Annotated in this window: 12 protein-coding genes; 5 read left to right on the top strand and 7 right to left on the bottom strand. The window is 45.0% G+C overall.

Annotation, left to right across the window (positions count from 1 at the left end):
* Positions 1-15: 15 nt before the first annotated feature.
* The 6 genes from RH061_RS04750 to RH061_RS04725 form a co-directional block, all read right to left on the bottom strand.
* Positions 16-648: a histidine phosphatase family protein gene (locus tag RH061_RS04750; RefSeq protein WP_311076274.1), complete on the bottom strand. Its 633-nt coding sequence runs from the start codon at positions 646-648 to the stop codon at positions 16-18.
* Between the two features lie 106 nt (positions 649-754).
* On the bottom strand, positions 755-1,198 hold the full coding sequence (locus RH061_RS04745) for a threonine/serine exporter family protein (protein ID WP_311074322.1): 444 nt from the start codon (positions 1,196-1,198) through the stop codon (positions 755-757).
* A gap of 15 nt (positions 1,199-1,213) precedes the next feature.
* Positions 1,214-1,972 (bottom strand): threonine/serine exporter family protein, encoded by a 759-nt coding sequence (locus tag RH061_RS04740; protein ID WP_311074320.1) that lies wholly within the window; start codon positions 1,970-1,972, stop codon positions 1,214-1,216.
* Positions 1,973-2,089: 117 nt separating this feature from the next.
* Positions 2,090-3,241, bottom strand: a complete 1,152-nt coding sequence (locus tag RH061_RS04735) for an MFS transporter (protein ID WP_311076272.1) — start codon at positions 3,239-3,241, stop codon at positions 2,090-2,092.
* A 169-nt stretch (positions 3,242-3,410) separates the two neighbouring features.
* Positions 3,411-4,010 carry a DUF421 domain-containing protein gene (locus tag RH061_RS04730; RefSeq protein ID WP_311074318.1) on the bottom strand — a complete coding sequence of 200 codons (600 nt, stop codon included), beginning with the start codon at positions 4,008-4,010 and terminating at the stop codon, positions 3,411-3,413.
* 106 nt (positions 4,011-4,116) lie between these two features.
* Positions 4,117-4,572 (bottom strand): OsmC family protein, encoded by a 456-nt coding sequence (locus tag RH061_RS04725; protein ID WP_311074317.1) that lies wholly within the window; start codon positions 4,570-4,572, stop codon positions 4,117-4,119.
* A 226-nt stretch (positions 4,573-4,798) separates the two neighbouring features.
* Between RH061_RS04725 and RH061_RS04720 the strand changes: the two genes are divergently transcribed.
* The 5 genes from RH061_RS04720 to RH061_RS04700 all read left to right on the top strand — a co-directional run bounded on the left by RH061_RS04720 (position 4,799) and on the right by RH061_RS04700 (position 11,664).
* Positions 4,799-6,133, top strand: a complete 1,335-nt coding sequence (locus tag RH061_RS04720) for a S8 family peptidase (protein ID WP_311074315.1) — start codon at positions 4,799-4,801, stop codon at positions 6,131-6,133.
* A 139-nt stretch (positions 6,134-6,272) separates the two neighbouring features.
* Positions 6,273-7,925 (top strand): M20/M25/M40 family metallo-hydrolase, encoded by a 1,653-nt coding sequence (locus RH061_RS04715; RefSeq protein WP_311074313.1) that lies wholly within the window; start codon positions 6,273-6,275, stop codon positions 7,923-7,925.
* 150 nt (positions 7,926-8,075) lie between these two features.
* Positions 8,076-9,734: a glutamine--tRNA ligase/YqeY domain fusion protein gene (locus RH061_RS04710; RefSeq protein WP_311074312.1), complete on the top strand. Its 1,659-nt coding sequence runs from the start codon at positions 8,076-8,078 to the stop codon at positions 9,732-9,734.
* A 991-nt stretch (positions 9,735-10,725) separates the two neighbouring features.
* Entirely contained in the window at positions 10,726-11,232 is a 507-nt protein-coding gene (locus tag RH061_RS04705) for a GNAT family N-acetyltransferase (RefSeq protein ID WP_311074311.1), read from the top strand.
* A gap of 81 nt (positions 11,233-11,313) precedes the next feature.
* Positions 11,314-11,664 (top strand): hypothetical protein, encoded by a 351-nt coding sequence (locus tag RH061_RS04700; RefSeq protein ID WP_311074310.1) that lies wholly within the window; start codon positions 11,314-11,316, stop codon positions 11,662-11,664.
* 55 nt (positions 11,665-11,719) lie between these two features.
* Here RH061_RS04700 and RH061_RS04695 read toward each other — a convergent pair whose 3' ends face one another.
* Complete coding sequence (locus RH061_RS04695; protein WP_396654884.1) at positions 11,720-14,071, bottom strand: immune inhibitor A domain-containing protein; 2,352 nt, start codon at positions 14,069-14,071, stop codon at positions 11,720-11,722.
* Between the last annotated feature and the right edge of the window lie 217 nt (positions 14,072-14,288).

The following is a 14,288-nucleotide window of genomic DNA, read 5'->3' as shown; positions in this document are numbered from 1 at the left end:
CTTTTTCTATCCATATTAATTTTGTGCTGCCAGCTGCTCTTCGTCCACTTTGGCCAGATGGCCACAGTCATTCAGGAACAGCACTGTTTTTTGTCCTTCCTTTACCTTGAGTAAATGGATTCCAGTGTCCCCTGTCGGGAAATAGATATCATTGGAAACCGGCAAATTCAAAAATGCCCGCAGCAGATTGGAGATCATACCGCCATGGGAGACGATCGCGATTCTCTTCCGTCCTGCGCTTTCTGTCAGAATCTTTGAAAATACGGTCTGGGCGCGGAAGCGGAATTCCAATTCAGACTCCCCGTCCTCAATTGGCACATGATGTTTCCTGCCTCCCTCTGGCTCCGGATAGCGAAGCTTGGCTTCTGCATAGGGCAAACCTGCCAGAACTCCATTATTGAATTCTTTTAATTTTTCATCCTCAATCACTGCGATCCCTGTTTCCTGGCTAAGGATTTCCGCCGTCTCCCTTGCACGCTTCAATGTGCTCGACCAGATCACTTCCGGCATATATTTTTCTTTTACCACTTTCGCCATTTCCCTGGCCTGCCTGCGGCCATGATCTGTCAGCAGCAAATCTGCCCTGCCTTCATGCACCCGAAGGATGTCCCCTTCCGACTCTCCATGCCTGATTAATAGAATTTCCATGTCCTCACCCTTTTTAGTCTTTTTATCTACAATTCTCCACAAACCGCAAAATCCCCTTTTTGACCGTAAAAAAAGACCCGCCATAATAAGCGAGTCTTTCCATTCATTATTTTACCGGGCCCAGGTTTGACCTTCTGATGACCTGGTTGATCACTTCAGAAAAAACAAGGCCAACTGCGATGGCACCTGATATCATCGACGCTTTCGCAGCGAGCGAAAGGGCCACACTGTAATCATTCTCCACAAAGTTCCTCATCGCATCATATGCCAGTCCGCCTGGTACTAGAGGAATGATTCCGGCGACACTAAAAATGATGATGGGCGTCCGATATGCCTTCGCGAACACCTGGCTGACAACCGCAATTAAGAAAGAGGCCATCAATGTCGCAAAAATCGTGCCGAACCCATTGGTATCAAGTACAAAATAGACCATCCATCCAGCCATCCCGGAAATCCCGCATTTGACGAGGGATTCCCTCGGTGCGTTAAAAATGATTCCAAACGCTGCCGAAGCAATGAAACTTGTGATAAGGTGTTCTATATAAATCATCGCCACTTCTCCTGACTACAACAAAGATAATATTGCCGCTATGCCTGAGCCAATCGCAAACGCCGTCAACAGTGCTTCCGCTCCTTTTGACAGTCCTGAAACCAAATGCCCTGCCATCAGGTCCCGGACTGCATTTGTGATCAGCAGGCCGGGTACAAGCGGCATCACGGAGCCGATTATGATTTTATCCAGTTCCTGTCCAAGTCCCAGTTTTACAAAGAAAAATGAAATCATCCCAATCATAAAAGAGGACAGGAATTCAGCGAAAAATTTAACCGGGACAATCCTGTGAAAATAAACGACCAGGAAGAAACCAATCCCTCCTGCAGCCATCGAAGGCAGGAAATCCAGCCAGCTCCCGAGGAACATGATGGTGAAGCAGCCGCTCGCAATCGCTGCCGCAAATATTTGAACCATGAACGAGTAGGTAAGATCGGCTTCCTCCAATTCTCCAAGGAGCCTGCAAGCCTCCTCAAGCCCTATCTCTCCGCTGCTGATTCTCCGCGAAACGCTGTTGACCATCGCGACCTTTCGTAAATCTGTGGTCCGCTCGGAGATCCGCACAAGCTTTGTCCGTTCCCTGCCCACTCCTTCAACTGAAAAAATAATGCCGGTGGGTGTCACATAGCTGTGCGTCTGGTCAATGCCGAAAGCCGAAGCCATCCGCGACATCGTGTCTTCCACCCGATACGTTTCCGCACCGCTTTGAAGCATGATTTTCCCAGCAAGCAAACAGGCCCGCATCACTTCAAATGTTTGATCCTGATTATCCATAAAAGTCCTCACTTACCAATCCGTACTGTCTAAATTTCTTTATCAGTTTAAATCATAAGAGTGCTGTTTCGCAACCCATAGAAAAAGCCAGCCCATACACCAGGCTGGCATCCTGCCTCAGGAAAGAGCTTCCTTTGGCTGTTGTACTTCTTTCGTACGTCTTCCTTTTGCGATGGTCAGGATCAAAGCTAACACAATGAACCCGCTAGAGATTCGGAATAATGTTCCCAAATCAATGAATTGTGCAAGCACTCCGAAGATCAGGCCGCTTAATCCAATCCCCAGGTCGATGGATGAAAAGAACATTCCATTTGCGACACCACGGCGGTTTGGCGGAGTCATCGATAATGTCCACGATTGCAGGGTCGGGATCAGGGAACCGAATCCGATACCGAACAATACGCCGGCAATTGCAATCATAACGTTGGAATGGGCAAAGCTCAGCACCCACATCCCCATGATTGTAATGGAGATGGTTAGTATGACAAGCCCGACTGGTCCTTTTTGGTCAAACCATTTTCCGGCGACGGGACGTGACAATGACGCAAGGATTGCATTGCAAAGGTAGAACAGGAAGATTTGGTCAATCCCGCGTTCATCCCCGAAAATCACGATGAACGTTACAATCGTTCCATAGCCAAGGTTGATGAGCAATGTGAGCATTGCCGGGAACCAGCCTGATTTTTCAATTAGTGACCCTAAATAAGTGAACTTAAGGTCTGCCTTTTTGGTAGTTAACACCTGATTTGGCGTGTTGTACTTAATCGTCCCCAGGAGCACCAATGCGATGACACCAAGAGCCCCGGAAATGTAAATAAGGTTATCGAAAGAAGTAACCTGGAACAGGAAAATTCCCAGACTTGGCGCAATGATCATCCCAATGGTGATGGAAAGACCGAAATACCCCATCCCTTCGCCAAGGCGTGAGTTCGGGACGAGATCGACAGCAGCTGTACCATTGACCGTCGTTGACCAGCCCCAGGCAAGGCCGTGAATCAGGCGGAATGCCAGGAAAATCACGACTACTTGTGAAAGTGGATATAAGAATGTAATCAATAGAAGCATTACAGCTCCAATCAGTACGAGCGGCCTGCGCGCTTTGTACTCAAGCATGAAGCCGATGAACGGCCTGCTCAATACAGCACCAATTGAGAATAATGCCGTGACCAGCCCGATTTCTGTTCCGCTGGCACCGATTGATTTTATATAAGGCGGCAGAGTCGGAATCAGCATCTGGAATGACATGAAAATGAATAGATTCCCTACCATCAATTTAATGAACGAAGAGGTCCATAATGGTTCTTTTGGTTGTGACAAAGTATATCTCCCCTTTTTCTTGAAAAAAGAAAAAAATCTTCTGCAAAGAAGATTTTCATGTGTATTTCGCATCTCTAAATAATAGCATAGGCCACTGGATAAATAAAAGGGAAATTTTGTTTTATTGGAGATATTTAGGGTTATGTTGCGGATTTGATTTTTTAAGTTCCTCGAAAATATCTGGATTTGCTGATTCCGGTTTTTCGTCCATTTTCATGAGCATTGCTGGAAGATAGTCACTCAATACCTTTTTAAACTCCCCTACGGTTAGCGGTTTTGCATCATCCATGAGCTCATATCCAAGCTGGCCATTGGGTTCGATCGTCGCAATTTTAACATCTTCCAGCTTCGTAATCCCTTTATTCCTTAATCTCATCTCCAACTGGTCAACTGTCAGCCTCAGCTTCTTCAATGTCTTAATGTTCAGCTGACCATTCTGGATGATGATTTTTGATTTACCTGTGATGAATTTTTCGAAGAAATTAAATTTCAGCTGCAAATACTCGAGAATGACAATGGCAGCGACAAAGATAGCACCACCGGTAATCGCCTTCCACATGCTTTTTTGCACAATCGGCTGGACTATGATGGTTCCAAGTGAAATCATAACCACCGTTTGCGCCAGCGTCATCTGTGAAATAGATTTCCTGCCCGCGATTCTCAACAGCAAGATGCCCGAAAGAATCAATAGAGCCGTTTGCCATATAAAAGTGAAATCCATAAGCTGCCTCCTAAAAATTTATACCTTTAATTTCTCCATTGTTGTATGTTTTATGAGGCAAAAAAAAAAACGGCACCAGAATCGGCACCGTTGTATAATCACTCTTTTATAATGCGACTGGTTTTTCGATGATGATTTCTGATCTGGTGACATTCACCGGGTTTGAGATTGTGTCATCCACCGGACAAGTTTTTGCAATGAAATCTGCCAGTGCCCTGATGTTTTCCTCTGGAGAAGGTGACTTAATATAGTAGGTATAGCGAATATCTGAATAGCCCCGGCGGACATCCGACTTGTTCATGAATCCATCAGTATCAAGATCCCCTTCCAATTCAACACGGAAATCCTCTAATTCCACACCGAATTTTTGGCTGTACACACGCGCCACGATCGATTGGCAGGCCCCTAACGCTCCAAGAAGCATTTCCACCGGATTCATTCCCTGGTCGGTTCCTCCTAAGTTCGCAGGCTCGTCAATCGTGATATGGAAACCCCTGGCCTGGACATCAACCTTTACACCCTCCTGCAATACAGCACTGGCTTTGAAAATTTCTTTTGGCATGATATTCCCTCCTTTATATTTACACCTCCATTTTCCTCTTTTTCAGGCAGGTTTCCTTCTACTAAAGTTTATAGACACAAAAGATTCAAGATGTTTTGTACAGATTGTGAAAAGATGAACATTATATGAATCTCTAAAATTTTCCCAACTAGAATAAGGTTTCTCTCTAACTTGCAGTGGTTAAATAAATGTGTACGAATTTTCAAATAACTTTAAGGGGGAACTTATGAAAAAGTTCAACATTTTTGCAGTAGCACTTCTGTTATTTAGTTTTATTTTAACGCCTACATTCTCCAGTCCGAAAGCATCCTTGATTTCCGTTGAATTGGATCCAAAGCTTGAAAGCCTGCTGGCTAATCCTTTAAGCAATGAAGAAGTGGAACTGATCATTACTTATAAAGACATGCCATTGCTTACAGATATAAAGCTTTTAGAGCTTTTAGGCTTCGAGGTGAACACTTTTAGCGCGCTCCCGATGGTAGCTGTTAAAGGAAAAGTCGGCCTGGTCAATGAACTTCTCCTATCGGCATCTAATATTCTCTCGATTTACACAAATGATGAGCTAGAATATTTCCTTCGTGACAGCAGGGCGCTCATTGGGGCAGAAGCTGTTTGGAACGATCTGGGTTACACCGGAGAGGGCGTGACTGTAGCGGTAATCGACAGCGGCATTGATGCTACCCACCCTGATTTGCAGTACGGAGAAAAGGTCATCCAGAATGTAAAGTTCGTTGTGGGAGATCTTTTTGGGAACGAGCCGCTTTACCTTGAGAACCAGTTGAACACAGACACGACCTCTGGCCACGGCACGCATGTTGCCGGGACGATTGCAGGTAGCGGTACCTCAAGTGATGGCCTATACAAAGGAGTTGCTCCTGACGCTAAGCTAGTCGGTCTTGGGGTTGGCGAGGCAATCAATATACTTTGGTCACTGGAAGCTTTTGATTATGCCATAAAGAATCAAGAAAAGTACGGAATTGACATCATCAGCAACAGCTGGGGTTCAACCGGGGAGTATTCCCCTGATCACCCAATCAATGTGGCTTCTAAAAAGGCCCATGATGCGGGCATGACGGTTGTGTTTGCAGCAGGAAATGAAGGTCCAGATGATAACACGCTAAACCCATACTCAGCGGCTCCATGGGTCATAAGTGTGGCGGCCGGTACCAAGGATAAACAACTTGCTGACTTCTCGTCCCGCGGTGTTGCGGAAGATGAGTACCTGCATCCTGATATCACAGCTCCAGGCGTCGACATCGTGGCAACTCGTTCCTCCACTGGTATTGTCATGAATCTTTTAGGTACAGTTACTGATGTTTCTTATATCGATGGAGTTCATTTGCCTTACTATACAACTTCAAGCGGCACAAGCATGGCTGCACCTCATATCTCTGGAGTCGTAGCATTGATGAAGGAAGCTAATCCTTCCCTCACCCCGGATTTGGCATTAGACCTGATGGTTCAAACCGCCAATCCGATGCCAGGCTACCAGCTCCACGAAGTCGGTGCAGGCTACGTTGATGCCTATGAGGCAGTCCAGGCAGCATCAGCCAGTAATTAACGCCAATTATAAGAATGAAAAAACCAGCAGAATCCTCCTCATTACGGGGAGGATTCTTTCTAGACTCCCTCTTGTATTTCCTGAGAATATACGTTAGCTTGATAGTAAAAGCTGAATATTCAGAAAGGAGATGCTTTGGATGCTTGATTGCAGAGATGAAGTTTTATTTTATACGAAGCAGCTAGTGAACATCGGGAGCATTGTCAACACAAATGGAGAAAACGAGATTGCCCAGGCGCTTTATACGATGATTTCATCGTTTCCTTATTTTATAGAGAATCCGTCATATGTAATCAAACCGCAAACCCAGAATGACATACTCGAACGATATAATGTCATGGCTTTTGTAAAAGGTACAAAAGGGAACAGCAACCGCACTGTCATTTTGATGGGCCATCTCGATACAGTGGGGATTGATGATTTTACACAGTTGGCTGATGTGGCGTTTGACCCGGATCAGCTGCTAGTTGAATTAAAAAAAGAAAAGCTGCCTCCACTTGTCAAAGAGCATGCGCAATCAGGTGAGTGGATGTTCGGACGCGGAGTTTTGGATATGAAGAGCGGCGTCGCTTCCAATCTTTATCTTTTGAAATACTTTTCCGAGCACCCAGAGGAACTTGATGGCAACCTTGTCTTTTTGGCAGAGTGCGATGAAGAGGATAGCTCGTATGGGATCCTCTCCGGAGTCAAGGACCTTAAATCCTGGAAAGACGAGCATGGTTTTGAATATGTCGCTGCGGTCAACAGTGACTTTGTTTCACCAAGATATGCGGGAGACAAGAACCGCTATATCTATAAAGGTACTGTCGGAAAGCTGCTTCCTTCTTTTTTTATCACTGGCGCCGAAACGCATGTCGGGTCCGCCTTCGAAGGATTGGATCCGAACTTGATCGCTGCAGAGTTGACCAGGCAAATCGACTATAACCCTGATCTGTGCAATGAGGCGTTCGGCGAGACGACGATGCCTCCAGTATCTCTGAAGCAGATGGACCTCAAACCAAACTATACCGTCCAAACAGCACTGGCTGCATATGTATATTATAATTTTTTCATCCACTCTTGGACCCCAAAGGATGTTTTAGGAAAATTGAAAGAGCAAGCTCATATTGCTTTTGAACAAGCATTGAAGCTGTACGAGGAACGTTACCAGCAATTTTGTAAAATCAGCGGCGAACCATGCAGGGAATTGCAATGGCAGCCGCGGGTGATGACATATGAAGAAATGGAATCCGAACTCATTAAGGCCCATGGCTCTGAATACACAGCCCATATGGTGGAATTCAAGGATCATCTCCTTCTCGATGCCAGCCTGGACCTGAGAATGTACGCTGCCAGAGTCGTCGAGGAAGCCTGGAAGTGGATGCCTGACCAAAGTCCGGCCATCATCGTCTTCTACTCCTCCCTCTACTCGCCAAGGATTGAAGTAGCTGGGAAAACCGAGGATGAGCGCAACCTGATCGAAGCTTTGGACGCTGCCGTAAAAACTGTCCAACCCGAATACGAGGAACCAATCGTAGTCCGCAATTTCTTTCCTTATATATCTGATATGAGCTTTGTTGCTTTAAGCGATGATGACGAAGCGCTGGACTCCGCGTCACGGAACAACCCTAGCTGGGGATCGAAATTTTTCGTGGATTACCAGGAAATCCGAGAGTTGAACGTGCCTGTCATAAACATCGGGCCGTACGGGCTTGACGCTCATAAACGATACGAACGAATGGAAATCGACTACTCTGTTAAAATAGTTCCGAATCTGACTTATGAAGTGATCCTTAATCTTTTAGCCAAATAATCGGAAGGTGCCTTGATTTAAGGCACCTTTTTGCTATTTCACCACTTGTTTTTCCGCTTTTTTCTTATTACTATATAGTTCAGTGGAAATATATTATAGTAATCATTAAAATAAAGATAATGAGACTGATCAAAGGAAAGGCTGATTTAATTGGAAGAAAACTCTAATTTTATAAAAACAATCATTAAGGAAGATTTGGAGAGCGGCAAACGCGATACAGTCGTGACCCGATTCCCTCCAGAACCAAATGGATACTTACATATCGGACATGCAAAATCCATCGTCATCAACTTCGGCCTTGCAGATGAATTCGGCGGCAAGACAAACCTCCGATTCGATGACACGAACCCGCTGAAGGAAGACCAGGAATACGTGGATGCCATCAAGGAAGATGTTGAATGGCTGGGCTATGAGTGGGAAGGCTTGTTCTTTGCCTCTGACTATTTCGACGAAATGTACGACCGTGCCGTCCTGTTGATCAAAAAAGGATTGGCATATGTCGATGACTTGTCAGCGGACGAAATCCGCGAATACCGCGGGACACTTTCCGAGCCAGGCAAGGAAAGTCCGTACCGCAACCGTTCTGTAGAAGAAAACCTTGAACTGTTCGAAAAGATGCGCAATGGTGAATTTGCAAATGGTGAAAAGGTGTTGCGCGCGAAAATCGATATGTCTTCACCAAATATCAATCTTCGTGACCCTGTCATTTACCGTATTTCCCATGCATCACACCATAATACAGGCGACAAATGGTGCATCTACCCAATGTACGCTTTTGCCCATCCACTCGAGGATGCGCTGGAAGGTGTAACCCATAGCTTGTGCACGACTGAATTCGAAGACCAGCGTCCGCTATACGACTGGGTTGTCCGTGAGTGCGAAATGGAAGCAACACCTCAGCAAATCGAATTTGGCCGACTGAACCTGACAAACACGGTAATGAGCAAGCGCAAACTGAAGCAGCTTGTTGAAGAAGGGTTTGTCGATGGCTGGGATGACCCGCGCCTGCCGACAATTTCCGGTTTGAGAAGACGCGGCTTCACACCAGAAGCGATCCGTGAATTCGTCAAAGCAGCCGGCGTATCCAAAGGATACTCAACAGTTGATGCACAAATGCTTGAGCACTTTGTCCGTGAAGACCTTAAGCTGAAGGCGCCGCGTACGATGGGCGTGCTTCGTCCATTGAAAGTCGTCATCACCAACTATCCGGAGGGTGAAGTGGAATGGCTTGATGCCGATATCAACCCGGAAAACCCGGAAATGGGCACACGCAAGATTCCATTCTCACGTGAGATTTATGTTGAACAGGACGATTTTATGGAAAATCCGCCAGCGAAGTACTTCCGACTCTTCCCTGGCAATGAAGTCCGCTTGAAGCATGCTTATTTCATTAAGTGCAATGACATCATTAAAGACGAAAATGGTGAAGTCGTCGAGCTTCACTGCACATACGACCCTGAAACAAAGAGCGGTTCCGGATTCACTGGCCGCAAGGTAAAAGGTACACTTCACTGGGTAGACGCAACACATGCGCTGCCTGCAGAATTCCGCCTGTATGAGCCGCTGATTCTTGATGATGAAGAAGAAAGCGAAAATGAGGCAGAGAACAAATCATTCCTGGATCAGGTCAATGAAAAATCATTGGAAATCGTGAACGGCTACATCGAGCCAAACATGAAGGATGCCAAGCCGCAGGACAAATTCCAGTTCTTCCGCCACGGCTACTTCAACGTCGATCCAAAGCACACAACAGAAGACAAGAAAGTCTTTAATCGGATCGTGTCGCTGAAGAGCTCGTTTAAGCTTTAATATTTGGATTATCGGCCTCCCCGGGTTTGTGAGATTCGGGGAGGTTTTTATTTTAGGATGGTGGTATCAGGGACTTATTGCGGGGACTTCTTCAGACAGCTTTTCGCCTTTTGATGCCGAACCTGTCTGAAGTTAGCTCATTTATTGACAACTTTCCTTCTTTTGGTGCTGAACCTGTCTGAAGTTCCCTCATCTTTTGACAACTTTCCTCCTTTTGATGCTGAACCTGTCTGAAGTTAGCTCATCTTTTGACAGCTTTCTCCTTTTTAATGTCAAACCTGTCTGAAGTTAACCTATCTTTTGACAGCTTTTCTCCTTTTGATGCTGAACCTGTCTGAAGTTAGTTCATCTTTTGACAGCTTTTCTCCTTTTGACGCCGAACCTGTCTGAAGTTAGCTCATCTTTTGACAGCTTCTCTCCTTTTAATGCTGAACCTGTCTGAAGTTAGGCCTTCTTTTGACAGCTTTTCTCCTTTTGATGCCAAACCTGTCCGAAGTTGACTCATCTTTTGACAGCTTTTCTCCTTTTGACGCCGAACCTGTCTGAAGTTAGCTCATCTTTTGACAGCTTCTCTCCTTTTGACGCCAAACCTGTCTGAAGTTGGCTCATCTTTTGACAGCTTTTCGCCTTTTGATGCTGAACCTGTCTGAAGTTAGCCTATCTTTTGACAGCTTTTCTCCTTTTGACGCCGAACCTGTCTGAAGTTAGCTCATCTTTTGACAGCTTTTCTCCATTTAATGCCAAACCTGTCTGAAGTTAGTCCATCTTTTGACAGCTTTTCTCCTTTTGACGCCAAACCTGTCCGAAGTTAGCTCATCTTTTGACAGCTTATACATGATCACCTCCAAACCTGTCTTAATTACGTAAATCTTGTGTCTAGTTGATTCTCCCATTTCTAATACCATCTGTGTGAACCTAATTCTCTTTTTAAAGGAAATCCGCATTAAATCTAGAACTCTATATAGCAACGATTTTTACAGAGGTGAGCATAATGGAAATTCGACGATTAAATGGCGGGGATGCTGAGGGTTATCGGTTCCTGCGCCATGAAGCCTTGCTTAAGAATCCTGAGGCATTCAGCTCCAGTTATGAGGATGAGATGAATTATGAGGCATCAGATTACAGGCAGAGGCTGGATAGTAAATCCACTTATACATTTGGCGCGTTTAATGATAATCAGCTGGTCGGGGTCGTGACACTTGTTCCGGAAGAAAAAGTAAAGCTGAAGCACCGGGCGAGTATTTTTGCCATGTATGTGACCTCGTCACAACGTGGTCGAGGTCTGGGAAGGGAACTTGTAAAAACAGCCATTCAACAAGCTGCAGAATTAAGCAGTGTTGAACAGATTCACCTCACAGTGACCTCAAGCAATGACCCGGCGAAAAAACTATATACTTCTCTAGGTTTCGAACAATATGGAGTCGAAAAAAATGCTTTGCGGATTGATGGGACTTATTATGATGAAGAATTAATGGTGTTATTTTTGCAAAAGGCCTGAATTGGCCTTTTTTTCATGTTTATTTTTTGCTGAAAAAGGAAGTAGGTAAAGGATGAGTCTTTTATTGAAAGGAGATTGCTCATGTTTTTAGATGCTTATGTTAACGAGAAGGTTCAAATTAAACTTAAAAACTTTCCCGAAAGCATGATTGGCGACATTACAGGGATTTTCCAGCCAGATGAATGGTATCTTGTAAAAATAGTACATGCTGAGAACATGGGGATTTGGGTTGAGAATCCTTGCTATAAGCGGACTCCAATCCAGAAAGAGGATGGAACGGCCATTCCCTCTGAAGACCAGGTAGAGGAAACCTGTATCACCCACATGTTCCTGCGCTGGGATTATATCGCATCCGTAATCACCTTCCCTGATGCGGACCCTCGAGCGGATAAAAAGGCCAAGTTGATTGGGTTCCAGCCTGATATTGATTAGTAGTAAGGAATATAAAAACGCTGCCGTTCAATAAACCGGCAGCGTTTTTTCATTCTTACTTAGAAATTAACACCTTGCCAACAGTTCCATCGCTGCTTTGTCCGAGTACACGGAACTTCAGGCCGTATGTTGGTACGTTGCGGCCGGCATCCGGCAATACTGGCGAAGTATAATTTGCACTGTCATCAAATACTGGTGTCCTTTGAGTAGCATTATCCTTCATGGTGATTCCTAACAAACTAGAATAATCCAGGAACATGTCTTCTGTCTTACCCTGATTGAATGCTGCATCGTGAATCTGGTAGCGTGTTGAGCCAAGTGCTCCATCACTCCATCTGTTGATGGTCTGGTCGGCATCAACTACTCCAAGGTATCCCTCTCCTGGATGGACTCCTGTCCAGTTATTGTCATAACCGTTGTCAACATACCATACTACCAAGCCTGAATCGTATGTCATCAAGCTTGCTCCGCGCCGGATGTTCTTCAAACCTTCATCCACGCCGTTGTGTGATCTCCACTCTAACAGGTAGTAATGTTTTGTAGCCGTTTTTCCTTCATGCTTTTCAAAACCGTGAAATGCAAAAGCTGATTCTCCTTCGGCACCGTCGTTCAGTAATTCAGCACCATCAGCAGTAACCTTTACATTGTCAACGAAGAATCCATTCAATGAAGTTCCCCAGTCTGTCATATAACGGAATTGAAGCTGAATGCTTTGTCCGGCATATTCACTTAAGTTAATGGATTCATGGATCCAGCCGTTACTTGATCCTGTATAGCCAGGAAGGTTTTCTTTAATGGCAGGATAACCGTCTGATACGAGGTCTGAGTTTGTATTCGCCGTCGATAATGACTTCCAGCTAGTACCCCCGTCTGTTGATACCTGCACCATAGCATAATCCCAATTCGATTCAATATCATACCATGCATCATATTCTAAAGTAGCATTTGACGCATTCGTCAAGTCAACTTGGGTAACCATTTTGTGATCGGCTTCATCACCTTTTCCGCCATAGTATTCCCAAGCTCCTGAAGCAGGAGTGTTAATTATGTTTACTTTATCAGGCAAATCCACTTTAACAGCATCGTTATTCGTCCCTTTAGAGTTTGCCTGGTCTAATAAAACCTCAACTCCTGTGCCCGTCAAATCATCTGCATGGATTGTAGAACCTGTCAGCCAATTGCTGCCAGGCATTGTTGCATGCAGGAACTCCCTCGCATATGGGCTGAATCCTGTCGGCTCAGTACCTGGAACATTACCTGCCCAGCTTCCGCTAGCCATGATTGACCAATAAGCGACTGCCTCACCTGCACCACTATAAATCGTGTCATATTCATCTGGAAGACCCAGGTCGTGTCCATATTCATGAGCGAATACGCCTGCTGCCCCATCCGCTGGTTCAATTGTATAATCGTATGCAGCAAGTTTGCCTCCCCAGTATGGAACTTTCGTTTTTGTTTGCGGCAATGTCGTTACGCCACCGAGATTCCAACGATGTGACCAAATCGCATCTCCACCCAATTGTCCGCCGCCTGCTTCTTCACCGACTGAAGAATGAACAACCATCAGGTGATCGATCAGTCCATCCGGCTCGCGGTAATTTCCGTCGCCATCAAGGTCATAGCGGTCTTCCTGGTCATACTGATTCAAATCTACTGATCTGTCTGCAGCTGCTGCATACAATGCCTCTTTTACAAGCCCGCGCGCATTACTGTCGTTGTCACTTGCGTTATTTCCTCCATAGTATGCTGCTGGCTGAGATGCTTTGTACCAGCCTGCTACCTGTCCGTCAATCGTATAGCTTCCGCCTGATTGCTGTTCATAGTATTGCTTAACGGAGACAAGCTTTTCACCATTAGGGCCAACATAGCCATTTTCACCGAAAATCATATCTGTGTAATGCTGTTTGATATATTCATCATAATACATATCTGTATCTTCTGATGAAATTTGAGTAGCTGGATGGTCCGGATATTCAATCAACAGAACAAGAACATTGTCCTTTCGCTGGCCTCCATTCCATTTTTCTTCCTCAACAGGGGTAACAACTGTGCCCTTCGTTTGTCCTGCCTTGTTTCCCTTACCATTAACCAATCCGGTTCCAGCGAGCTTTTCATTTAGCGTGCTGCTCAATTCCTTCTCATGTTTATGTAACTCCCCAGGCTCTTTGGAAGCCCCAGCTGCCTTATTTTTTAAATACTTTTGTAATGCTTTCTCCGCTTCTGCAGGAGTGGCATCCCTGGCAATCTTCCCGGATTTCTTCAGCATTTCTATCAATCTTTCATCATTCGCAATGCCTAAATCAATTGGTGCTCCTCCCTGTGACGCGAAGCTTGTCTTTTCAACCGCATCGACCTTGGCTGGCCCAGCAGACGCAAATGAGAGCGTGCTTGCAAGCATTGCAGTCATCGTCAGGCTGGATAGGACTTTAAGACCTAATTTCTTTTTCAACTTTTTACCCCTTCCTGTCATTTAGTCTATTACACTATAATTTTACTTAGCAGAAATAGATGTTTCAATATTCTAAAATATCTAAAAACTTAAATATCCATAGTTAAAAAGACTTATTTTATATTAATTTATTTCGGCTTACTAAACTATTTTATGATTAAGATTTTCTGTATAA

Source organism: Mesobacillus jeotgali, from assembly GCF_031759225.1.
GTDB classification, from domain to species: Bacteria; Bacillota; Bacilli; order Bacillales; family Cytobacillaceae; genus Mesobacillus; species Mesobacillus jeotgali_B.
Note: the sequence above shows the minus strand (reverse complement) of the source record. Positions and strands in the feature narration are given on the sequence as shown.

Excerpts from the sequence above, each read along its gene's own strand:
- RH061_RS04750 (WP_311076274.1), bottom strand. The coding sequence starts at position 648 with ATGGAAATTCTATTAATCAGGCATGGAGAGTCGGAAGGGGACATCCTT.
- RH061_RS04745 (WP_311074322.1), bottom strand. The coding sequence starts at position 1,198 with ATGATTTATATAGAACACCTTATCACAAGTTTCATTGCTTCGGCAGCG.
- RH061_RS04740 (WP_311074320.1), bottom strand. The coding sequence starts at position 1,972 with ATGGATAATCAGGATCAAACATTTGAAGTGATGCGGGCCTGTTTGCTT.
- RH061_RS04735 (WP_311076272.1), bottom strand. The coding sequence starts at position 3,241 with ATGGTAGGGAATCTATTCATTTTCATGTCATTCCAGATGCTGATTCCG.
- RH061_RS04730 (WP_311074318.1), bottom strand. The coding sequence starts at position 4,010 with ATGGATTTCACTTTTATATGGCAAACGGCTCTATTGATTCTTTCGGGC.
- RH061_RS04725 (WP_311074317.1), bottom strand. The coding sequence starts at position 4,572 with ATGCCAAAAGAAATTTTCAAAGCCAGTGCTGTATTGCAGGAGGGTGTA.
- RH061_RS04720 (WP_311074315.1), top strand. The coding sequence starts at position 4,799 with ATGAAAAAGTTCAACATTTTTGCAGTAGCACTTCTGTTATTTAGTTTT.
- RH061_RS04715 (WP_311074313.1), top strand. The coding sequence starts at position 6,273 with ATGCTTGATTGCAGAGATGAAGTTTTATTTTATACGAAGCAGCTAGTG.
- RH061_RS04705 (WP_311074311.1), top strand. The coding sequence starts at position 10,726 with ATGGAAATTCGACGATTAAATGGCGGGGATGCTGAGGGTTATCGGTTC.
- RH061_RS04700 (WP_311074310.1), top strand. The coding sequence starts at position 11,314 with ATGTTTTTAGATGCTTATGTTAACGAGAAGGTTCAAATTAAACTTAAA.
- RH061_RS04695 (WP_396654884.1), bottom strand. The coding sequence starts at position 14,071 with ATGACTGCAATGCTTGCAAGCACGCTCTCATTTGCGTCTGCTGGGCCA.